Source organism: Brevibacillus sp. MER 51 (assembly GCF_023714195.1).
In the GTDB taxonomy this organism is placed as follows: Bacteria; Bacillota; Bacilli; order Brevibacillales; family Brevibacillaceae; genus Brevibacillus.
In genome coordinates this window covers 301,267-321,623 of record NZ_JAMAUS010000002.1, presented here as the reverse complement: position 1 = coordinate 321,623, position 20,357 = coordinate 301,267, and the positions used below count along the sequence as shown (strand labels likewise).

Genomic DNA, 20,357 nt, shown 5'->3' with positions numbered 1-20,357 from the left:
AGGCCTTGCCCAGCCTGAAACGAGCTCCACAAAAAATGGTTGTGTATGATCTTTTTTGTCTCGTTTTTGGGGCTGGGTGGGCGTTAGAAAAACGGCTTTGAGGGCCGTTTTTGTCTGTTATAAGGCTCTTTGCAAGAGGGTAGATCAACAAGGAGAGGTGCATCCGCTTGGGCGAACGTTCCGGTAAACGAGAATTACCGCTTCTCCCGTTGCGAGGATTGCTTGTTTATCCGACAATGGTACTCCATTTGGACGTTGGACGGGAAAAGTCCATCCGCGCATTGGAGCAAGCCATGGTAGACGATAACAAGATTTTGCTTGCGACACAGGAAGAGGTCCATATAGAAGAGCCAGATGCTGAGCAAATTTACAGTATTGGTACCGTTGCGCGTGTGAAACAAATGCTGAAGCTGCCGAATGGGACAATCCGTGTATTGGTAGAAGGCTTGCAGCGCGCGAAGATCGAGGAGTATCTTCAGCAGGAAGATTATTTCGTCGTGTCGATTACATATTTGCAAGATGAAAAAACAGAGCAAAACGAAGTGGAAGCCTTGATGCGTTCTTTGCTGGGCCACTTTGAGCAGTACATCAAGCTGTCCAAAAAGGTTTCTCCAGAGACGCTAACCTCTGTGCAGGACATTGAGGAACCGGGACGTTTGGCGGATGTGATTGCTTCGCACTTGCCGCTCAAGATGAAGGACAAACAAGAAATTTTGGAGACGACCAACATCAAGGAACGTCTCGAAATTCTTTTGACCATTTTGAACAACGAGCGCGAGGTACTGGAGCTGGAGCGCAAGATCGGCAACCGCGTGAAGAAACAGATGGAGCGCACGCAAAAGGAATATTACCTGCGTGAGCAAATGAAAGCTATCCAAAAAGAGCTGGGCGACAAGGACGGACGCCAGGGCGAAGTAGATGAGCTGCGTACTCAGCTCGAAAAGTCCGACGCTCCTGAGCGAATCAAAGCGAAGATCGAGAAGGAGCTCGAGCGTCTGGAAAAGATGCCGGCGACTTCTGCGGAAGGCTCGGTTATCCGCACGTATATCGATACCTTGTTTGCGCTGCCGTGGACGAAGACGACAGAGGACAATCTGGACATTCATCATGCGCAGCAAGTACTCGATGAAGATCATTACGGCCTGGATAAACCGAAGGAGCGCGTTTTGGAGTATTTGGCAGTACAAAAGCTGGTAAACTCCATGCGTGGACCAATCCTTTGTCTGGTAGGTCCTCCGGGTGTCGGAAAAACATCTCTGGCCCGTTCCGTAGCGCGTGCAATCGGGCGTGAATTCGTTCGCATTTCCTTGGGTGGAGTACGCGATGAAGCAGAAATTCGCGGTCACCGCCGTACGTATGTAGGTGCTCTCCCAGGACGAATCATACAAGGAATGAAGCAAGCCGGTACGATTAATCCTGTCTTTTTGCTGGATGAGATCGACAAGCTCGCATCCGATTTCCGCGGAGACCCTGCGTCTGCCCTGCTCGAAGTACTCGATCCAAATCAAAATGATAAATTCAGTGACCACTACATCGAAGAGACCTATGATTTGACGAACGTGATGTTTATTACGACTGCAAACAGTCTCGATACGATTCCACGTCCGCTTTTGGACCGGATGGAAGTCATCTCGATTTCCAGCTATACCGAACTGGAAAAGCTGAACATTTTGCGTGATTACCTACTGCCGAAGCAAATGCAGGATCACGGTCTGGGCAAAGATAAGCTGAAAATGAACGACGATGCGATGCTGAAGCTCGTTCGTTTGTACACGCGGGAAGCGGGGGTTCGTAACCTCAATCGCGAAGCAGCCAACGTATGCCGCAAAGCTGCCAAGCTGATTGTGGGCGGTGAGAAGAAGCGAGTCGTGGTTACAGCCAAGACGTTGGAGACACTGCTCGGCAAACCGCGCTACCGCTATGGACTGGCGGAGAAAAAAGATCAAGTCGGCTCCGTTACGGGTCTGGCTTGGACACAGGCAGGCGGCGATACGCTGAATGTAGAAGTCAGCATTTTGCCTGGAAAAGGAAAGCTCACCCTGACAGGAAAATTGGGTGACGTCATGAAGGAATCTGCGCAGGCTGCATTCAGCTATATTCGCTCCCGTGCAGAGCAGTGGGGAATTGATCCTTCCTTCCACGAGAAGAACGACATCCACATCCACTTTCCAGAAGGGGCGATTCCAAAAGATGGTCCGTCTGCTGGGATTACCATGGCAACCGCACTCGTATCCGCCCTCACGAAAATCCCTGTGAAAAAAGAAGTGGGGATGACCGGGGAGATTACGTTGCGAGGTCGGGTTCTGCCAATTGGCGGGCTGAAAGAAAAATGCATGTCTGCTCACCGTGCAGGTTTAACCACGATCATTTTGCCAAAAGACAACGAGAAGGATATCGAGGATATTCCGGAGAGCGTACGTGGTGAACTGACATTCTATCCAGTTGATCATTTAGATGAAGTGCTGCGTCACGCGCTAACTAAACAGCCAGTAGGTGACAAAGCATGAAAGTAACATCAGCAGAGTTTATTATCAGCGCGGTTGGACCGAAGCAGTATCCGACGGATGGCCTCCATGAGATCGCGCTGGTAGGACGCTCGAACGTAGGAAAATCATCATTGCTCAATAAAATGATGAATCGCAAAGGGCTAGCCCGGATCAGTTCTCGTCCGGGTAAAACCCAGACATTGAACTATTTCCGTGTCAATCAAATGCTCTACTTCGTTGACTTCCCGGGTTATGGGTATGCAAAGGTAGCGAAGACGATCAAGGAACAATGGGGAAAAATGATCGAGGGCTATTTGAAAAACCGGAAAGAGCTTCGTTTCATTATTCAACTGGTTGATATTCGCCATGCTCCGAGTAAAGACGATGTTGCGATGTACGATTGGTGCAAGCAAATCGGGATTCCTACCGTAGTCGTAGCGACGAAAGGTGATAAAATCGCTCGCGGGCGTTGGATGCAGCATACGAAGGTCATCCGTCAAAGCCTGAATTTGCGCGGGGATGATACGATCATTGTATTTTCCTCGGAGACAGGTCAGGGCAAGGATGAACTGTGGGCAGAAATCATGCGTCGTATCCGTGCTGGAGAGGAAATGGCAAGGGAGACGGCTGCTATGGATGAAGAGACTGCTCCAGCCAATGAGTAATTCTTAGACCCAATTCGTCGTGGGGAAGGGAGCATCTGAGTGAGCGGGAGTGCTTGCTTTGCTGTACGTGGTGTGATCGAAGGTTTCTATGGAACACCTTGGACACATGAAGAGCGGCTGGATATGATCGACTTTTTGCACCGATATGATTACAACGCGTATTTCTATGCTCCCAAAGATGACGAGTATCTGCGGGAACGCTGGATGGAGCCGCTTCCTGCGAAAGCCAATCAACAGTTAGATGAGCTGATCCAGCGGGCAAAGGCTCATAACATGCAGTTTATTTATTGTCTGGGTCCTGGACTCAGCATGGAATATACGAATCGTCAGCACTTGGAGCTGTTGGGCAGGAAGTATCGGGATTTGTATGATCGTGGTGTGCGTTACTTTGCGCTATTGTTCGATGATATCCCCATGCACCTGTTGCATGACAAGGATGTAGCCGAGTTTGCCCATTTGGCGGAAGCGCATGCCCATACGACGCTTTACGTGTGGGATTTGATACGCAGCTGGGGCGATCCAGTCAAGCTGGTTGTCTGTCCTACGCAATACAATGGGATTGGAAAAGAAGCGTACATCATGTACCTCGGTCAGCATTTGCCGCCAGAAATCGATTTGTTCTGGACGGGACGATTCGTCTGTTCGCCCTATCTGACGGACGGCGATGCGATTCGTTTCCAAGAGTACACGGGTCATCAGCCATTTTATTGGGACAACTACCCGGTGAATGATTTGGCCATGGCGAACGAACTACATATCGGTCCATTGCGTCACCGTGACCCTGACCTGTGGCAATACGCGGCAGGTTATGTGGCGAATGCGATGTCCAGACCAGAATGCTCGAAGATTCCTTTGATTACGACGGCAGCTTATTTGCGAGATCCGATCGGCTACGATCCTGATACAGTATGGAAACAAGCGGTCGAGGAAGTAGCGGGACAAAAGGATGCGGATGCTTTCTTCACCTTTGCGGATAACGTGCAAAGCTCGTTTTTATGCGAGGTGGAATCGCCGCGATTGCTGGAAGCGATCCTGACCTTCCGCTTTCATTTTTTGCAGGGAGATCGGCAAAAAGCCATTGCCGATTTGACTGCTCTTTTCCAGAAGATGGAGGCGGCGGCTGACAAGCTGTTGGCAGGGATGACGAATGGGAAGCTTGCAGAAGAAACGAGGCCATGGTTGGAGAAGTTCCATCTGTGGACCAAAGTCGGTCTTTCGGCAGTCGCTCTCATCGATCATGGGACAAGAGGAAGACTTCCACAAGCAGCCTATCACTTGCTCCGGCTCAAACAGTGGCTCAAACGAACGGAGCGTTACCCGCAAGAAGTGTGCGGACCGGTCATGCAACTTTTTGTGGATGCGGTAATGCTAGAGGTTAAGAAGAGCTCATAAAAAAAGTTCCTTTCCCGCATGGGTGAAGGAACTTTTTTGCTTTTCGCATCAGGCGGATTCACGCCCGTCATTGGGTTTTCTCTGACGGAAATTCCGCAACCATTCTTGAATCGGCAGTTCTGCGAGAATCATGCCGGTGAAAATCAGGAGACATCCGGTTAACTGTCTTCCACTCAGTACTTCATGAATAAAGACGTAGGAGGTGAGGGCTGCAAATACAGGCTCCAAGGCGAAAATGAGAGCGACCCGTGTCGAGCTGGTTTGCTTTTGCAAGGCTGTCTGCGCGAGAAAGGCCAGTGCCGTGGCGAAAATAGAAGTGACGATCAAACCAAAGGCCACCTCGGGTATGAACAAGATCGCCGGATCAAAAGCACGACTCCAATCCTCAAAGAAAAAAGCGTACAGCCAGCTCATTACACCTACCGTGCCTAATTGCGTAATGGCAAGGGGCAAGGCTGCAAAACGAGGTGCGTATTTGCCTGTAGAGACGATTTGCATGGCGAAGCAGATTGCACCGAAGAATATCAGGGCATCACCAAGGTTAAAGGAGAATGACTGGTTCTGCGTCAGCAAATACAAGCCGAATGCTGCCAGAATCACACCGACGATAGCGAATGGTTTGACACGCTCACGTAAGAGCAAAAATGAGAAGAGCGGCACCAATACCACAGATAAGCCAGTGATAAATCCAGCTTTGGACGGCGATGTATACAAAAGTCCTACTGTCTGAAAGGCGTACCCCAAACAGAGCCAAAAACCGAGGATGACGCCGGCACGAAGCAGTGGCCCTCTCCATTCAGAGATCTGCCCACGATGACGATTGCGGATGAAATAAATGATCAATAAAAATAACGCAGCAATGGTAAAACGAACAGCGTTAAACGTATTGGGAGGCAGCGATGCGATTGCCTGCTGAACGATCAAAAACGTGGTTCCCCAGATAAAAGCAACGAGGAGCAGCGTTATGTCTGCCATCCATGGTTTTCTCAAAGCTTCTTTCCTCTCCTTTCTGACATTTTCGCAATTTTTCTTCTACTTCATGTATAGCCGACATCATAAGGTATTCCCGGAAGGAACGCAAGCGGATTATACAGGATATACCCAAAGTGCACTCCGTTAAAAAACTTTTCACAATTACTCCTATCCGATTCGGGACATAATGATATAATAATAGTGCATTTTACATATGCCGCTAACAGGTTTGGTATTCTGGGAGGACATTATGGATATTCTTTTGCTGGGTCTAAACTATAAAACAGCTCCTGTCGAAATTCGCGAAAAGTTTACATTCAGCGACGACGGGACAGCACGCGCTCTTCATCTTCTCTCCCAGACGAAGAGTATCGCAGAATGTATCATCCTGGGGACGTGCAATCGGACGGAAATTTACGTCGTTTGCGATCAGGCGAATATTGGTCGAGACTATACCCGCCGTTTTTTGGCAGAATGGTTCGGCGTGGAGAAAGAACAATTTAAGGATCATCTCTATATAAAAGAGAACGAACAAGCAATCGAGCACTTGTTCCGCGTCTCTTCCGGTCTTGATTCGATGGTAATGGGAGAAACACAAATCCTCGGACAAGTCCGGGATGCGTTCCTGTTGGCGCAGGAGCGTCAAACGACAGGGACTGTCTTCAACACCTTATTCAAGCAAGCGATTACGTTCGCCAAGCGTGCCCATACAGAGACAGCGATTGGACAAAATGCGGTTTCTGTCAGCTACGCTGCTGTCGAACTGGGCAAAAAGATATTCGGTTCCTTCGCAGGGAAGTCTGTTCTGATCGTCGGAGCAGGCAAAATGAGCGAACTGACCGCCAAGCACCTGCACGCGAATGGATCGGAACGCGTCATGGTAGCGAATCGTACATTGGAACGAGCGCAGCTTTTGGCAGAAAAGTTCAAGGGTGATTCCTGTACGATGGAGCAGTTGCCAGAGGCACTGCTCACAGCAGACATCGTCATCAGCTCGACCGGAGCGACAGGTTATGTCCTCGGAAAAAAAGAACTGGCTCCGATCATGAAACAACGGAAGCATCGTCCGTTGTTCATGGTGGATATCGCAGTTCCTCGCGACCTGAATCCAGACTTGCATGATCTTGATAACGTATTTTTATATGATATTGACGATCTGGAAGGAATCGTTGCGAGTAATGTTGCGGAACGTTCTCGTGAAGCGGAACGTCTGGATGTCATGATTCAAGAAGAGATCGTGGCATTCACGACCTGGTACCAGACGCTTGGCGTGGCGCCACTGATCGCTGCACTGCGTGACAAGGCAAACACGATCCAAAGCGAAGCGATGCGAAAAATCGAAAACAAGCTGCCGAATCTGTCTGAGCGGGAGATGCACATCATCCGCAAGACAACCAAGGGCATTGTCAATCAACTGTTGCACGATCCGGTCGTGCGTTTAAAGGAAATGGCAGCGACCAAAGACGGGGAAGAAGTACTGGATATTTTCGAGAAAATGTTTGCGTTGGAGGAGATCCTGGAGCGAAAAGAACAGGAAGCAATCTGGGCTAACGATAAAAATAAACAGACATCTTCTTCTCGGGAACAGGTATTGGCTTCCCGGTTCCCTGACTAAGCTGACCTGACAATCTATCTGCTACTAGAGGTTGTTCAAAAAGTCGTCTTTTGATCACGAAGTAGCTCAGAAAGCTAATTCGACATCGAATATGGCATTCACCTCCGAAGTCCGGTGCTCATGTAGATTACCTACACTGCGCTCCTCCTTCGTTCGGTTCTCGCCATCTTCTCGGTGCTAAAAAGGCAACTTTTTGAACCGCACTGTTAGAAACCGATTGGGAAAGTGGGGGAGAGAGTGCATGGCCGAGGTGAGATGGATCTACGACTTGACGATCTTTCTCTACGCTGCAAGTGTTCTCTTCTATTTTAACGACTTCTTGCAAAGCAACCGGAAAGTCAATCGTCTGGCTTTCGGGTTGCTTGTTGTCGTTTGGGCCTTGCAAACCGCATTTTTTGTCTCGCAAGCAGTCATGAAGGGGTATTTTCCAGTCATTACGCTGTTTGAGACGCTCTTTTTTTATTCATGGGTGCTGGTAGGCTTGTCGCTTGCCATTCACTATTTTTTTCGGATTGATTTGCTGGTTTTTTTTACTAATATTATCGGGTTCGTCGTGCTCGTCATGTCGATGTTTTTGCCGGAAACGCCGATTGAGGCTGTATCGAGCATTTTGACCTCTGAGCTATTGCTGACGCATGTGACACTGGCCATGTTCAGCTACGGGGCGTTCTCGCTCTCCATGATCTTCTCGGCCATGTACTTGCTTCAGCACAAAATGCTCAAGGGAAGACGGTGGTCGCCGTTGCTCAGGCGTTTGCCAAGCCTCGATCAATTGGAAGGCTACGCGTACCGAATGAACATGCTCGGCGTACCAATGCTCTTGCTTTCGATTGTATTAGGGATCATTTGGGGTAAAATGGTTTTGCCGGAGAAATTTCTGCTAGATTCAAAAGTAGTGCTCTCCGTGCTCGTCGTTGCGATTTATTCGTTGTGGCTGTACCAACGCTATCGGGATACGATGCAGATGCGCAGACTCGCGCAGTGGAACGTCCTGGCGTTTTTGTTACTGCTTATCAATTTTTTGGGCTTCACTACTTCTACATTTCACGACTGGTGGTAGGAGCTGTTCATCAAGGAGGCTGTCATGGGAAAATGGAAAGTGGGAACGCGTCGCAGCAAATTGGCGCTCACCCAAACGAATTGGGTCGTAGATAAACTGAAGGGGTTCGCACCTGAAGCTGATTTTGAATTGCATGAAATCGTAACAAAAGGCGATCGAATTCTCGATGTGACCTTGTCCAAAGTAGGCGGAAAAGGATTGTTTGTCAAAGAAATCGAGCAATCCTTGTTCGATAAGGAAACCGATTTTGCCGTACACAGCTTGAAGGATATGCCGGCTGAATTGCCAGAGGGCTTGGTAATCGGCGCGATTCCGAAGCGTGTTGATCCTCGGGATGTTCTGCTTTCCAAGGACGGCAAGACGTTGGATGAATTGCCCCAAGGAGCTTTGGTAGGGACCAGTAGCTTGCGCCGTTCTGCACAAATTCTCGCACATCGCCCTGACATTCAGATCGAATCTCTGCGTGGAAATATTGATACGCGCATACGCAAGCTTGCGGAAGGTAATTTTGATGCGATTATCCTCGCTGCGGCTGGACTTGAGCGCGTGAATTTTGAAGGCGAAATCTCGCAGTTCCTGCCTGTTGAAATCAGTTTGCCAGCAGTCGGTCAAGGTGCGCTTGCCATCGAATGCCGTGCAGACGATGAGAAGACACTCGCTCTCTTGAAGCAGTTTGATGACGCACCGACACGCTTGGCGGTAACAGCAGAGCGGAGCTTCCTGCACAAGCTCCAAGGAGGCTGTCAGGTGCCGATTGGCGCATACGCGACAGTTGGAGAGAACAATGAAATTACGTTGACCGGAATGGTTGGCTCCCCTGATGGAAAACAAATGTTCAAAAACACGGCGACTGGCCAGGATCCGTTAGCGCTTGGCATTCAAGTGGCAGAAGCTCTTCTGGCACAAGGAGCGGGAGACGTACTTGCGCAAGTATTGCGGGAGAATGAGCAATGATTGTCCACGGATCGCACAAGCCGCTGACTGGCAAGTGCATCATGGTCACGCGGGCAAGAAGTCAAGTTCGCGAGCTCGTTGAACATATCGAGCGGTTGGGTGGAGAAGCGTATGCATTTCCCCTGTTAAAAATGATGCCGCCGACGGACACTGCCAAGCTCGATGAAGCCATCACCCAGTTGCCAACATACGACTGGGTGGTCTTCACAAGTGTGAATGGTGTACGCTTCTTCTGGGAGCGCATGCGCGAGGTCGGGGTAGGCCTTGAAGCATTCACTGGCAAAATTGCAGCAGTCGGTCCGAAGACGGCCAAGGCACTTGAGCATCACGGGCTCGAAGTAGCTGTCATCCCGTCTGATTACGTGGCGGAGGGCTTGCTGTCGAGCTTGTATGATCAGTTGCTTTCTGGTCAGCGCGTTCTGCTGCCTCGTGCAGATATTGCCCGCAAGGCACTGCCGAAGGAGTTGGCTCGCTTGGGACTTGCTGTGACAGAGGTAGACGTGTATCACACTGTCATCGATGCAGAGCAGGCTCCAGACGCAGCGGAAAAGCTCCAGCAAGGACTCATCGATATCATCTTGTTCACCAGTTCTTCAACGGTGACACATTTCATGGCAGCGATGGAGCCCTATGCATCGTTAGACTGGCTCAAGCATGTTCAGATAGCCTGTATCGGACCAATAACAGCAGACACCGCAAAGCATAACGGGCTTTCTGTTCATGTGGTAGCGAGTGAGTACACCGTGGAAGGATTACTAGCAGCTATTATAGAGAATCTGGGAGGGAATCGACATGGCACAAACATTTGACCGTCATCGCCGTCTTCGCAAAAGCGCGGCTATGCGCAATCTGGTGCGGGAGAACCACGTACGGGTGGAAGACTTGATTTATCCGTTGTTCGTAGTGGAAGGAACCGGTATTAAGAATGAGATTCCGTCCATGCCAGGCGTGTATCAGCTCTCCTTGGACACGCTTGCCGAAGAAATGAAGGAAATCGTAGCTCTCGGCATTCAGGCTGTTTTGATGTTTGGGGTACCAACGCATAAAGACGCATGCGGAACAGAGGCGTACAATGATGATGCGATTACCCAACAGGCGATGCGTCTGATCAAGGAAGCCCATCCGGAAATGATCGTGATTGCAGATACATGCCTGTGTGAATACACCGATCATGGTCACTGTGGTGTCATTCACGAAGGCGAAGTCGTGAATGACGAAACATTGAAGCTTTTGGGTCAGACCGCTGTTTCCCAAGCAAAAGCTGGAGCAGATATTATTGCACCTTCCAACATGATGGACGGTTTCGTGATTGCAATCCGTGAAGCTTTGGACGAGGCTGGTTTTGAGCACATTCCGATCATGTCCTATGCGGTGAAATACGCTTCTGCCTTCTACGGACCATTCCGCGATGCGGCAGGCTCTACTCCACAATTCGGTGATCGCAAAAGCTACCAAATGGACGCAGCCAATGCACGAGAAGGTCTGCGCGAGGCAGCTTCCGATGTAAAAGAAGGCGCGGACTTCTTGATCGTGAAGCCAGGTCTTGCCTTCATGGACATGGTTCTTCGTCTGCGTGAGAACTTCAACCTGCCAATCGTGGCTTACAATGTGAGTGCAGAGTATTCCATGGTAAAAGCGGCAGCTTTGAATGGCTGGATCGATGAAGAGCGTATCGTTATGGAAACATTGGTTGGCTTCAAGCGCGCAGGTGCGGATATGATCATTACGTACCATGCAAAAGATGTTGCAAAATGGCTGGCGAGGTGAGCACGAGATGAATAGAGAAAAATCTACTCAGTTATTTGCAGAAGCACAGCATTACATACCAGGCGGAGTTAACAGTCCGGTTCGTGCCTTTAAAAGCGTTGGAGGCAATCCTGTTTACATCGCAAAAGGAGAAGGCTCCCGCATTTTTGATGTCGATGGAAACAGCTATATTGACTACATCGGCTCGTGGGGTCCATTGATCTTGGGTCATGCGCATCCGCGGGTCCTTGCAGCGATTACGGAAGTAGCTGCACTTGGAACCAGCTTCGGCGCACCCACTGCGCGGGAAACCGAAATGGCAAAGCTCGTTTGTGAGATCGTGCCATCTGTGGAAGTTGTGCGTATGGTGAACTCCGGTACAGAGGCGACGATGAGCGCTCTGCGCCTCGCGCGTGGCTATACCAGACGCAACAAAATCATGAAGTTCGAAGGCTGCTACCATGGTCATGCCGACAGCCTGTTGATCAAAGCTGGTTCCGGTGTGGCTACACTTGGACTGCCAGACAGCCCAGGGGTACCAGAAGGAACAGCACACAACACGATTACGGTTCCTTACAATGATCTCGAAAGCGTCAAACTGGCATTTGAAACGTTTGGCGATGATCTGGCAGCAGTTATTGTGGAGCCAATCGGCGGCAACATGGGGGTTGTTCCTCCACAGTCGGGCTTCCTCGAAGGACTGCGTGAAATTACGGAGAAACATGGGACACTGCTCATTTTCGATGAAGTCATGACTGGCTTCCGTGTAGCATTGGGCGGTGCACAAGAGCTGTACGGCATTACTCCGGATCTGACAACGATGGGGAAAGTCATCGGTGGTGGCTTGCCAGTAGGTGCATACGGTGGCAAACGGGAGATCATGCAGCAAGTGGCTCCAGCAGGACCAATCTATCAGGCAGGTACGCTGTCAGGAAATCCTTTGGCAATGGCTGCTGGCTTGACTACCTTGCAAGAGCTCAGCAAACCAGGCGCTTACGAGCGCTTGGAGAAGATGTCCGCTCGTTTGGCTGAAGGCTTGGCTGACAATGCCAAGAAGCTGGGCATCCCGCACACGCTCAATCGCGTAGGCTCCATGGTTTGCCTGTTCTTCACAGAGACGCCGGTTATCAACTATGAAACAGCGAAAACATCCGATCTGGAGCGTTTCTCGGCATACTTTAGCTATCTGCTCGAGGAAGGCATCATGATCCCGCCGTCCCAGTTTGAGGGTATGTTCGTTTCCTTGGCTCATACGGATGAAGATATCGAACGGACGATTGAAGCAAGCTACAAAGCAATGAAAAAAGCGTTTGAATAAAGAATCAAAAAAAGCACTTCCTTGCTGATGCAGGAAGTGCTTTTTTTGATTTTTTGCAGGATTTTTCCACCCCCTGTCAAAATACGAAGGAAAATGCAGAGGAGTGAGGTGGAAAGATGGAAGGGACGATTGTTCACGTACCGCAAAAACATCTGATTGGACTTAGCTTCTCCGGTTCTTTTCCGATGCTTGTCGAATACATGCCCAAACTGTGGGAGACTTTTTTGAAGCGTCAGGATGAGATTCCTTTCGTGATTTCACCAGATGTTCGTTACGACATCAGCAACGAGAATCGGACGTATCAAATGTATACCGAGTACATTGTGGTGGAAGTCGAGCGTTTTGAGCAGATCCCTGAGGGCATGGTAGGGTTTACGATTCCAGCGAAGACATACGCTCGCTTTACCCACACAGGACCGATGGAACAGGTCCAAAACACATATCACAGTCTGTTTGGCTGGCTCAAAGAGAATGGCCATCAAGTGGACGACCAAGCCCTTCGCATGGAGCGCTACGACCAGCGGTACACTCCCTCTGTGCATGAGTCTGCTCGCGTCGACAATGCGTATGAAATTTTTATCCCGCTTCGGTAAAAAACAAGAAAACAACACCTACTTTGCACGAGCAAGAGGTGTTGTTTTTGATGTCAATCCATTTGCTTGTCCAAGAAGCGTGATAGTTCACCCATAACAGACTGAAGCACTTGAAGAGAATCATCGATGGAGAGATCGACATCGAGGGAGTGCTTGGCGTTTTGCGGGAGATGGAGCTGGATGTTTGGTTTGGATGCGGCAAGCTGATCAACCACACCCTGGTTATAGTAATGATCGGCAGTGCCTGAGACGAGAAATAACTGTTGGTCAAGAGTCAGCAATTCGGTATGGAACACATCCTCAGTCAGCAATGGCGTCAACAGGATAGCAGATGAACGGGCAAAACGAGATTCCTTGAGCAATCCACATGTAATCGGCACCGTACCGAGTGACTTCCCGAGGAAAAAAACTCGTTCATACTCATGAGCATCCAGCACATGTGAGACAACCATTTGCATCTCTTCGCTGATCCAAGCACTTCGTTTGGCGAATGAGCAATTCCAAATATCCTTATTGTCTCGTCCATACTCTGCGTGTACATGGACGAGATCGATCTGTTTGCTCAAAAAAATCATGGTAGAATAATACAGATAAGGTCTGTCGAACGAATAGCTGGCTCCGGGAAAGAAAAAACAGACGGAGCGAGATGGCGTCTGATTTGCCTGAATGTGCGTGTACGTCATTTCTCTGCCGTCCCTGACGATCACGGAACCTGTTTTTGGGTATACCATCTACTAGCTACACCTCTTTCGTGTTCTTCGGAACAGGGGTATTTTCCAATAGTAAGGGCTAGTAGCATTTGTTGACAAGAAGTAAACAAACGATAAAGGAGAATGATTCGATGAAAAAGGAAGTCCAACTGAGTAACGGCATCAAAATAGCTTACGTAGAAGAAGGAACGGGGGAGTCGCTTGTTTTGATCCACGGCTTTTGCGGGAGCTCATCTTACTGGCACAAACTAATGCCACTCCTGTCAAAAACGCATCGTGTCATTGCGATCGATTTGCGTGGTCATGGAGACAGCACGGCCCCTGATGAACCGTATTCGATGGAGCGCTTTGCAGACGATCTGTCTTTGTTTGTAGATGAGCTGGGGGTAGCGAAGATTCATCTGTTTGGACATTCGCTCGGTGGCTATGTGACCTTGGCATTTGCCAATCAATACGCGGACAAGCTGGCGAGCTTTGGTTTGATTCATTCGACGCCATATCCGGATGACGACGCTGCAAAGGCCAATCGGGATAAAGGCGCAGACAACATCCGGCAAAATGGAATGGAGCCGTTTATCAAAGCGCTCGTACCGAAGCTGTTCGCACCTTCCCATATCGACACGATGAGAGAAGAAGTCCAGCTGGCAAAAGAGATTGGCTTTGCGACAAGCCCGGTTGGAGCTATTCAAACATTAATCGCCATGCGTGATCGAGCGGATCGCAATCATGTGCTGCAAGAAACAACTTTGCCTGTGCTATTAGTCGCAGGATCAGAGGACCAGATCATTCCTGCTGAAAAAACTTTTACAGTAGATAAAAATAACGTCGAGCAAGTGTTGCTGCCCGATGCAGGGCATATGGGCATGGTAGAGGCACCAGAGAAAATGGCAGAAGCCTTCAACAGCTTTCTAAACAGAAAGTAAACAAATATCACACCATAGTCCTAGCAAATTTTGCTATAATGAAAACGTTATCCTATTTATTTATACATAGACGAGAGGGGAAATTATCATGAAAAAGGCACGTCGGATTACGATGACGGCGTTTGCATCTATCGTATTTGCATCGCTGATGTCTTCCTCAGCATTTGCAGCACCTTTGCATCCCGTACAGCACGTTGACTGGATGGTGAAAAAGGCAATTGTATCAGCGGGTCAAAATGGCGATCTTGCTTTGGATCGTGCCGTGACTCTCGCAGAAGCTACTGTTGTTTTCTCCAAATTGAAAGTGGCAAAAGTGGGAGCTGCCGCTAAAGGTGCTCATTGGTCCACTCCTTACTTCGACTGGGCGAAGAGCCAAGGTGCTCTCACACAAGAAGATTATAAAAACCCTGCGCAAGCGGTAACATCTGCCAAGCTTACACAAATGGCTGACAAACTGGGCTACAAAGTGAAGCTCGAAAACAAGGCGACTGTAACGCGCGGCGAGTTTTTCCAAGCATTGGGTGATGCGGCTACCACGCATGTAACGATTGCACACACCAACGATACACACGGTCATATTCAAGAAGACAAGAACCAAAAAGAATTCGGCTTTGCCAAAATCGCAACCTTGCTCAAGGAATGGCGTGCAGAGAACGAAAACTTCTTGCTCTTGGATGCTGGTGATACCTTCCAAGGTACCGTTTTCGTGAACCAATTCAAAGGCGAATCTGTTGTTCCGATCCTCAACAGCCTTGACTACAACGTAATGGCAGCAGGTAACCACGAGTTTGACTTCGGCTATGAGCAATTGCTCAAGCTGCGTGATATGCTCGAGCATCCAGTTATCTCAGCTAACGTATTCAAGTCAGATGGAAAAGAATTGCTGCCGCCTGTTTTCAAAGCAGAGATTGGCGGAAAGAAATTCGCCTTTGTTGGTTTCGTAGCGGAAGATACCCCTGTATTGACTCACCCTGACAACGTAAAAGGGCTGACATTCAAAAACCCGGTAGAAGTGGCGAAAGTACTTGTACCTGAGTTGAAAAAAGAAGTAGATCACGTGATTGTTGTTTCCCATATCGGGGTGAACGTGGACCGTGAAATCGCGAAAAACGTTCCTGGCATTGACCTGATCGTTGGTGGTCACTCCCATACTCCGCTGAAAGAACCTGAACTCGTAAACGGCACATACATCGTACAAGACTGGGAGTACGGCAAGTCACTCGGACGCGCTGACCTCTACTACCTCGGAAAAGAACTGGTAGCATTCAGCGGCGGTTTGAAAGAGTACGATGAAGCAGTTGTGGCTGATCCGGATGTAGATAAGATGGTTAAAGAAATCGTGAGCAAGATCGATACGGTCATGAATGTTGTCATTGCGAAATCCGAAGTACCACTCGACGGTGACCGTGCACTGGTACGTACGAAAGAAACAAACGTCGGTAACCTGATCACAGATATCATGCTGGAGCGCACGCAGTCCATCAAAGGCTATGAGGCAGATGTAGCACTTGCTAACGGCGGAGGCATCCGTACACAGCTGCCAGCAGGCGATATCACGAAAAAAGGTCTGTACACGCTCCTGCCATTCGAGAACAATACACTGGCAGTCGTAGAAGTAACAGGCGAAGAGCTGAAGAAAGCCCTCGAAAACGGCGTGAGCAAGGTAGAAGAGGGAGCAGGACGTTTCCCGCAAGTGAGCGGCATGAGCTTCACGTACAACCCATCCAAGCCAGCAGGCGAACGGGTAGTAGAAGTAAAAGTTGGCGACAAGCCGCTTGACCTGACCAAAACGTATAAATTGGCTACGATTGACTTCCTGGCAGCAGGTGGAGATGGTTACGAATCTTTGAAAAAGCCATTCTTCAACACAGGCCTGTCCATGTACAGCATTGTGGAGGAAGGCCTGATCAAGCGGAAAACTGTCAATCCAAAAGTAGAAGACCGCATTGTTGAGGTAAAATAAGGTTTGACCGGACAGGGGTGGAGAAAAACCTCCCTGTCCGTCTTTTATTATGAAGTACCTTGCAATATATAGTAGCCATTTGGTAAGCTTTTACATGGGTGATATTGATGAACGTACAGTTTAAAAAAGGGGTTCTGGAGCTGTGTGTTCTCGTCTTGACAGCTAAGCAGGACAGATACGGCTATGAACTGGTTGCAAGCATCTCGGAAAAATTCCATATCTCTGAAGGAACGGTTTATCCCTTGCTTCGCCGTTTGACCCAGGAAGGATTTTTTACGACCTATTTGGCGGAATCACAAGAGGGACCCCCGCGGAAATATTACCAGCTGACAAATCGCGGACGTCAATACATGAATGACCTCGTCTTGGAGTGGCGAATATTTAACCGCGGGGTAAATGAGATCATAGAGGAGGGACTCGAATATGACAAGGCGTGAGTTTATGGATGAGTTAAATGCTTTGCTTAGCGCTTTGCCCGATAAAGAACGTTTAGACATTCTTGCCGATTATACAGAGCATTTTCTCTTGGGTATGAATCAAGGGAAGACGGAGCACGAAATCGCGGAAGGATTGGGAAGTCCGAAGCTAGTGGCACGCGAGCTTTTGGCTGGCTACCGAATTGATCAAGCTCAGTCCACCGCATCGGTAGGGAATATGACCAGAGCGATTATCGCGACAATCAGCTTGGGATTTTTCAATCTCGTCTTCGTTTTGGGGCCATTTCTAGGCCTGATCGGCATACTGATGGGGTTGTATGCGATGACTGCGGCGCTTCTGGTTGCGCCAGTTGGAATATTCTTGGATTACGGGATTCCTGCCCCTTCTCAAGAGCGACTTTTCTTGTTGTTCTCCAGCATGGTTTCCGTAGGATTGGGCGGAATGTTTGCCATTGGCTTGCTGCGACTGACGAAATGGCTGTATCGTCAGTTCTTGCGTTATCTCCAGTTCAACGTGAAGATGATCAGGGGGAAATGAGATGCGAAATTTAGGGAAAAGACTCTTTGGCATAAGTCTTCTTTTATTCATCATCGGTGTATGTGGAATCATCTGGCTCTTTACGAAGCAAGAAAATTTCTCCTTTTCGTTAAAACAAGTCAATGAAGAGCACGTGATCGAACAAGAGGTAAAAGCGATTGAGTTGCTGACGGAAGCGGCTGATGTGGAAATCATGGCAAGCAAGCAACCAAAAGCGAGCGTGAGAATGGTCGGGGAAGTATCCGAACAACAGCAGGAGCGACTGGAGTTTCGGAGTGTAGTCTCACCAGATGGTACGCTGCTCGTAGAACTGCGTGAACTCCCTCACGTCAATATGTTTTATCCTCGTAACGGGAAGGTAAAGCTGGAAGTCTTCCTGCCAGAAAAAGTGTATGAGAACGTCCAGCTCGAAACGATGACAGGGGATATCAAGAGTGGAATGCTGCGTGCAAAGAACACGAAAATATCCACCGGCAATGGAGATGTGAACGTATCGGGCTATGAAGGAGAAGCACTTAACGTCCAGACAGCTACAGGTGATATCAATCTTGCGGATGTTCGCTCGGCCGTTGTAATCGAAAGCTCCACAGGCGAGATTGACAAACTGACAATGCCTGAGCTAACCCATGACGTTTCCATTCGAACGGATACGGGGGATATTCGAGTGACGGTGGCCAAGGAGCCTGCTGCAGCACAGTTGGAAGTAACGACAGATACAGGTTCCATCTCAACCACCTGGTCGAACCTCATCTATGAAAAGGACGAGGAATACAGAGTGAAGGCATCGATTGGATCAGGTGGACCCAAAATGACAGTGAGAAGTTCGACCGGGGATGTTCGCATTCAATAGGAGAAGTTTGGAAACACTGATGGATAGGATTGGAAACGGGAGAAACGAAAAGATTTTGACACAAAAGAGACATTACTTGTCGAATGACGAATGGTATCATATTGAAGGAAACATAATTGTGCAAAGCGAGGTTTATTCATGACCGCAAAAACTTTTAACGATACGTTTTTGAAAGCATGTCGCGGTGAAGCGACAGAGCATGTTCCGGTTTGGTACATGCGTCAGGCGGGGCGTTATCAGCCAGAATACCGCGCCATCCGCGCGAAGCATAGCTTTTTTGAAATGAATTACATACCGGAAGTTTGCGCGGAAGTGACACGTCTGCCCGTTGAGCAACTGGGTGTTGACGCTGCAATCTTGTTTGCAGATATCATGACGCCACTAAAACCGATTGGCGTGGATGTGAATATCGAATCGGGTATTGGTCCTGTAATCGCAAACCCAATCGAATCCTTGAAGGATGTTGAGCGTCTGCTTGAGCTCGATCCGGAAACACATGTGCCGTACATTCTTGAGTCCATTAAGATCTTGCGTCAGCAATTATCTGTTCCATTAATCGGTTTCGCGGGTGCACCATTTACACTGGCTAGCTATTTGATCGAAGGCGGCCCTTCCAAGCATTATCATAAGACAAAAGCATTCATGTATACGGAGCCAGTTGCTTGGCAGGCGCTGATGGAAAAACTGGGCGATATGACTATCACCTACCTCAAAGCGCAAATTAAAGCAGGTGCACAAGCTGTGCAAGTATTTGATTCGTGGGTCGGTGCATTGAATGACGAAGATTACCGCGAGTACATTACACCAGTCATGACGCGGATCTTCAACGCCCTAAAAGATACTGGCGTGCCAACGATCTATTTTGGTATCGGCGCGGGTCATCTTTTGATGGATTGGAACCGCTTGCCTGTTGATGTGGTTGGTCTGGACTGGCGTACTTCGATTACAACTGCTCGTGAAATGGGTGTGACGAAGACGCTCCAGGGCAATTTGGACCCAACACTGCTATTGGCTCCTTGGGAGAAGCTCGAAGCGAAGGCGAAGGAAATTTTGGATGAAGGCACAAAACAGCCAGGCTTCATTTTCAACCTAGGCCACGGCGTATTCCCTGACGCCAAAGTAGAAACGCTGCAACAACTGACGAAGTTCATCCATAGTTACAAAAGGGACGTCTAATCAGGAGGGGCGCTTACATGTCAAAGCAGAAGATCGGACTCTTGTTAATGGCGTATGGAACGCCACGCAGTCCTGAACAGATTGAACCATACTATACGCACATTCGCCGTGGTCGCAAGCCACCACAAGAATTGCTCGATGATTTGATGGCTCGTTACGAGGCTGTAGATGGATTGAATCGATTTGCAGACATTACGGATGAGCAGGTTCGCGCTCTCGAGCAGGAAATGAACAAACGCTACCCAGACCGTGAATTTGTAGGGTACCTTGGTTTGAAGCATATCGCTCCGTTTGTCGAAGACGCAGTAGAGCAAATGAAACGCGATGGAATTACCGAAGCGATCAGTCTTGTTCTGGCGCCTCATTATTCCAGCTACAGCGTCAAAGAATACAACGGACGAGCACAAGAGCATTCCGTGGCAATTGGTGGACCTGTTATCCACAGCATTGAGAGCTGGTATCTGGAACCAGGCTTCATCGGATATTGGGCAGATGCCATTCAATCGACGTTTGCCGAGATGACGGATGAAGAGCGTGGACAAGCAGTCGTGATATTCTCCGCTCACAGCCTGCCGGAAAAAATCTTGAAGTCAGGTGATCCGTACCCAATGCAACTGGAAGAGACAGCAAAGCTCATTGCCGAGCAAGCGGGGATCACTTCCTATGCCATTGGATGGCAAAGTGCAGGAAATACACCTGATCCTTGGTTGGGACCAGATGTACAGGATTTGACCAGAGAGCTGTACGAAGCAAAAGGCTACCAAGCATTTGTTTACTGTCCTGTCGGATTTATTGCAGAGCATTTGGAAGTTCTGTTTGATAATGATGTGGAATGCAAAGCGGTTACAGATGAGCTAGGGGTACATTACTATCGTCCAGCGATGCCTAACGCCAGACCTGCGTTCATTTCCTGTCTGGCAGATGCAGTCGGAAAGAAGCTGGCGAATTAGGGGATCGAT

Annotated in this window: 19 protein-coding genes; 17 read left to right on the top strand and 2 right to left on the bottom strand. The window is 49.0% G+C overall.

Annotated elements, in window-relative coordinates; all coding sequences use genetic code 11:
• Positions 1-167: 167 nt before the first annotated feature.
• The 3 genes from lon to M3630_RS05925 are packed head-to-tail and all read left to right on the top strand — an operon-like array spanning position 168 to position 4,543.
• On the top strand, positions 168-2,507 hold the full coding sequence (gene lon / locus M3630_RS05935) for an endopeptidase La (protein ID WP_251251534.1): 2,340 nt from the start codon (positions 168-170) through the stop codon (positions 2,505-2,507).
• On the top strand, positions 2,504-3,151 hold the full coding sequence (yihA, locus tag M3630_RS05930) for a ribosome biogenesis GTP-binding protein YihA/YsxC (protein ID WP_251251533.1): 648 nt from the start codon (positions 2,504-2,506) through the stop codon (positions 3,149-3,151). Before lon ends, yihA begins: the two co-directional genes overlap by 4 nt.
• A 39-nt stretch (positions 3,152-3,190) precedes the next feature.
• The gene (locus M3630_RS05925) at positions 3,191-4,543 is read left to right on the top strand and encodes a protein O-GlcNAcase (protein ID WP_251251532.1); all 1,353 of its coding nucleotides are present in this window, start codon (positions 3,191-3,193) and stop codon (positions 4,541-4,543) included.
• Positions 4,544-4,591: 48 nt separating this feature from the next.
• Here the strand turns inward: M3630_RS05925 and M3630_RS05920 are convergent, their stop codons facing one another.
• The gene (locus M3630_RS05920) at positions 4,592-5,533 is read right to left on the bottom strand and encodes a DMT family transporter (protein WP_353057216.1); all 942 of its coding nucleotides are present in this window, start codon (positions 5,531-5,533) and stop codon (positions 4,592-4,594) included.
• A gap of 232 nt (positions 5,534-5,765) precedes the next feature.
• Here M3630_RS05920 and hemA point away from each other — a divergent pair, with 232 nt between their 5' ends.
• The 7 genes from hemA to M3630_RS05885 all read left to right on the top strand — a co-directional run bounded on the left by hemA (position 5,766) and on the right by M3630_RS05885 (position 12,801).
• Positions 5,766-7,130, top strand: a complete 1,365-nt coding sequence (gene hemA / locus M3630_RS05915) for a glutamyl-tRNA reductase (RefSeq protein WP_047072881.1) — start codon at positions 5,766-5,768, stop codon at positions 7,128-7,130.
• A 241-nt stretch (positions 7,131-7,371) separates the two neighbouring features.
• Positions 7,372-8,190, top strand: a complete 819-nt coding sequence (locus M3630_RS05910; RefSeq protein WP_047072880.1) for a cytochrome C assembly family protein — start codon at positions 7,372-7,374, stop codon at positions 8,188-8,190.
• A 24-nt stretch (positions 8,191-8,214) separates the two neighbouring features.
• The gene (gene hemC / locus M3630_RS05905) at positions 8,215-9,144 is read left to right on the top strand and encodes a hydroxymethylbilane synthase (protein WP_173608505.1); all 930 of its coding nucleotides are present in this window, start codon (positions 8,215-8,217) and stop codon (positions 9,142-9,144) included.
• Positions 9,141-9,953, top strand: a complete 813-nt coding sequence (locus tag M3630_RS05900) for a uroporphyrinogen-III synthase (RefSeq protein WP_251251531.1) — start codon at positions 9,141-9,143, stop codon at positions 9,951-9,953. Before hemC ends, M3630_RS05900 begins: the two co-directional genes overlap by 4 nt.
• Positions 9,937-10,911, top strand: a complete 975-nt coding sequence (gene hemB / locus M3630_RS05895; RefSeq protein WP_064200736.1) for a porphobilinogen synthase — start codon at positions 9,937-9,939, stop codon at positions 10,909-10,911. The genes M3630_RS05900 and hemB overlap by 17 nt, the downstream gene beginning before the upstream one ends.
• Before the next feature lie 7 nt (positions 10,912-10,918).
• Positions 10,919-12,208: a glutamate-1-semialdehyde 2,1-aminomutase gene (hemL, locus tag M3630_RS05890; RefSeq protein ID WP_251251530.1), complete on the top strand. Its 1,290-nt coding sequence runs from the start codon at positions 10,919-10,921 to the stop codon at positions 12,206-12,208.
• 116 nt (positions 12,209-12,324) lie between these two features.
• Complete coding sequence (locus M3630_RS05885; RefSeq protein ID WP_251251529.1) at positions 12,325-12,801, top strand: GyrI-like domain-containing protein; 477 nt, start codon at positions 12,325-12,327, stop codon at positions 12,799-12,801.
• Positions 12,802-12,854: 53 nt separating this feature from the next.
• On the opposite strand, the gene M3630_RS05880 is transcribed toward M3630_RS05885, so the two are convergent.
• The gene (locus M3630_RS05880) at positions 12,855-13,532 is read right to left on the bottom strand and encodes an alpha/beta hydrolase (protein WP_251251528.1); all 678 of its coding nucleotides are present in this window, start codon (positions 13,530-13,532) and stop codon (positions 12,855-12,857) included.
• A gap of 110 nt (positions 13,533-13,642) precedes the next feature.
• On the opposite strand from M3630_RS05880, the gene M3630_RS05875 reads away from it, so the two are divergent.
• From M3630_RS05875 to hemH, 7 genes are all read left to right on the top strand, one after another.
• Positions 13,643-14,434, top strand: a complete 792-nt coding sequence (locus M3630_RS05875) for an alpha/beta fold hydrolase (RefSeq protein ID WP_251251527.1) — start codon at positions 13,643-13,645, stop codon at positions 14,432-14,434.
• An 88-nt stretch (positions 14,435-14,522) separates the two neighbouring features.
• The gene (locus M3630_RS05870) at positions 14,523-16,397 is read left to right on the top strand and encodes a bifunctional metallophosphatase/5'-nucleotidase (protein WP_251251526.1); all 1,875 of its coding nucleotides are present in this window, start codon (positions 14,523-14,525) and stop codon (positions 16,395-16,397) included.
• A gap of 107 nt (positions 16,398-16,504) precedes the next feature.
• Positions 16,505-16,834 (top strand): PadR family transcriptional regulator, encoded by a 330-nt coding sequence (locus M3630_RS05865; protein ID WP_173608498.1) that lies wholly within the window; start codon positions 16,505-16,507, stop codon positions 16,832-16,834.
• The gene (locus M3630_RS05860) at positions 16,821-17,372 is read left to right on the top strand and encodes an HAAS signaling domain-containing protein (protein WP_173608497.1); all 552 of its coding nucleotides are present in this window, start codon (positions 16,821-16,823) and stop codon (positions 17,370-17,372) included. Before M3630_RS05865 ends, M3630_RS05860 begins: the two co-directional genes overlap by 14 nt.
• Before the next feature lies 1 nt (position 17,373).
• A complete protein-coding gene (locus tag M3630_RS05855) occupies positions 17,374-18,222 on the top strand; it encodes a DUF4097 family beta strand repeat-containing protein (RefSeq protein WP_251251525.1) in 849 nt (282 codons plus the stop codon).
• 138 nt (positions 18,223-18,360) lie between these two features.
• Positions 18,361-19,398: a uroporphyrinogen decarboxylase gene (gene hemE / locus M3630_RS05850; protein WP_069850577.1), complete on the top strand. Its 1,038-nt coding sequence runs from the start codon at positions 18,361-18,363 to the stop codon at positions 19,396-19,398.
• A 17-nt stretch (positions 19,399-19,415) separates the two neighbouring features.
• Complete coding sequence (gene hemH / locus M3630_RS05845) at positions 19,416-20,348, top strand: ferrochelatase (RefSeq protein ID WP_251251524.1); 933 nt, start codon at positions 19,416-19,418, stop codon at positions 20,346-20,348.
• Positions 20,349-20,357: the final 9 nt, after the last annotated feature.

What these genes read in the sequence shown, in the direction of transcription:
- M3630_RS05875 (WP_251251527.1), top strand. Translation starts at nt 13,643, where the DNA reads ATGAAAAAGGAAGTCCAACTGAGTAACGGCATCAAAATAGCTTACGTA.
- hemB (WP_064200736.1), top strand. Translation starts at nt 9,937, where the DNA reads ATGGCACAAACATTTGACCGTCATCGCCGTCTTCGCAAAAGCGCGGCT.
- M3630_RS05865 (WP_173608498.1), top strand. Translation starts at nt 16,505, where the DNA reads ATGAACGTACAGTTTAAAAAAGGGGTTCTGGAGCTGTGTGTTCTCGTC.
- hemE (WP_069850577.1), top strand. Translation starts at nt 18,361, where the DNA reads ATGACCGCAAAAACTTTTAACGATACGTTTTTGAAAGCATGTCGCGGT.
- hemA (WP_047072881.1), top strand. Translation starts at nt 5,766, where the DNA reads ATGGATATTCTTTTGCTGGGTCTAAACTATAAAACAGCTCCTGTCGAA.
- M3630_RS05860 (WP_173608497.1), top strand. Translation starts at nt 16,821, where the DNA reads ATGACAAGGCGTGAGTTTATGGATGAGTTAAATGCTTTGCTTAGCGCT.
- hemC (WP_173608505.1), top strand. Translation starts at nt 8,215, where the DNA reads ATGGGAAAATGGAAAGTGGGAACGCGTCGCAGCAAATTGGCGCTCACC.
- M3630_RS05900 (WP_251251531.1), top strand. Translation starts at nt 9,141, where the DNA reads ATGATTGTCCACGGATCGCACAAGCCGCTGACTGGCAAGTGCATCATG.
- hemL (WP_251251530.1), top strand. Translation starts at nt 10,919, where the DNA reads ATGAATAGAGAAAAATCTACTCAGTTATTTGCAGAAGCACAGCATTAC.
- M3630_RS05870 (WP_251251526.1), top strand. Translation starts at nt 14,523, where the DNA reads ATGAAAAAGGCACGTCGGATTACGATGACGGCGTTTGCATCTATCGTA.
- M3630_RS05910 (WP_047072880.1), top strand. Translation starts at nt 7,372, where the DNA reads ATGGCCGAGGTGAGATGGATCTACGACTTGACGATCTTTCTCTACGCT.
- M3630_RS05880 (WP_251251528.1), bottom strand. Translation starts at nt 13,532, where the DNA reads ATGGTATACCCAAAAACAGGTTCCGTGATCGTCAGGGACGGCAGAGAA.
- M3630_RS05855 (WP_251251525.1), top strand. Translation starts at nt 17,374, where the DNA reads ATGCGAAATTTAGGGAAAAGACTCTTTGGCATAAGTCTTCTTTTATTC.
- hemH (WP_251251524.1), top strand. Translation starts at nt 19,416, where the DNA reads ATGTCAAAGCAGAAGATCGGACTCTTGTTAATGGCGTATGGAACGCCA.
- M3630_RS05885 (WP_251251529.1), top strand. Translation starts at nt 12,325, where the DNA reads ATGGAAGGGACGATTGTTCACGTACCGCAAAAACATCTGATTGGACTT.
- yihA (WP_251251533.1), top strand. Translation starts at nt 2,504, where the DNA reads ATGAAAGTAACATCAGCAGAGTTTATTATCAGCGCGGTTGGACCGAAG.